Source organism: Candidatus Kurthia intestinigallinarum, assembly GCF_003991225.1.
Classification (GTDB): Bacteria; Bacillota; Bacilli; order Bacillales_A; family Planococcaceae; genus Kurthia; species Kurthia populi.
In genome coordinates this window covers 1-854 of the sequence record NZ_JTFC01000217.1, presented here as the reverse complement: position 1 = coordinate 854, position 854 = coordinate 1, and the positions used below count along the sequence as shown (strand labels likewise).

The 854-nt window shown below is 40.8% G+C and carries 2 protein-coding genes; both read left to right on the top strand.

The features are described from left to right. A partial coding sequence (locus tag QI30_RS20760; RefSeq protein ID WP_199754754.1) for a hypothetical protein occupies positions 1-444 on the top strand: 444 nt, incomplete at its 5' end. Positions 445-463: 19 nt separating this feature from the next. Continuing rightward, a complete protein-coding gene (locus QI30_RS19970; RefSeq protein WP_126992088.1) occupies positions 464-730 on the top strand; it encodes an AbrB/MazE/SpoVT family DNA-binding domain-containing protein in 267 nt (88 codons plus the stop codon). Positions 731-854: the final 124 nt, after the last annotated feature.

Sequence of the window (854 nt, the reverse complement as noted above, 5' to 3'; positions counted from 1 at the left end):
GAGAAAAATGATTCATTAACAGGACTGGTAACGAAGTATCAAGGCTATGCAGAGGAAAATGAACAACTGAAGGTGGCATTTGCCGAAGAAAAAGAGGCACTACTCACAGCTGCTGCTACTGAAAAGCAACAACTTGAACAGGCATTAACGACTGCTACAAATGAAGCAAAAGCGAATGAAGCGAAAGCCACTGAACTTGAAAAAGCATTAGCAGAGGAAAAAGCGAAGGCTGAACAAGCAACTGCCCTTCTACAAGAACGCCATGAGCTTGCATTAGAGCGTGCTATCGTAAAGGCTGAACGTGAATACCAGGAGAAATTACAGGCTCAGCTTGATACATACAATGCTCGTATCACAGAGCTTCAGGCTGAAAACGATCGTATTCGTGCATCTTATGAAAATCGTTTAGAAGAGCTTTTGAAATCGAATGAGAAAAAGAAGTAAGTTTTAGGAGGACACGACCATGAAATCAACTGGCATCGTACGCAAAGTCGATGAATTAGGGCGTATCGTTATCCCAATGGAGCTACGCAGAACGCTTGAAATCAACGAAAAAGACCCTGTTGAAATTTTCATTGATGGCGAGGAAATTATTTTACGAAAGTATGCGCCACAAGCTGCTTGCATAGTAACAGGAGAAATTACGCCAGATAACTTCACATTATTTAATCACATCACCCTTTCTCCTAAAGGGGCTGAAGTGTTGCTAAATCAACTGAAACAGAAATAATTGAACTCTTCATAATGTAGAAATGGATAGGCTACATTTAGTTGGACACACTTTATAGAGTATAGAGGGCAAATTCTAAGTCTATCAACGGAGAAGAGCTTTRCGTGGAGCAATGGGCATGATA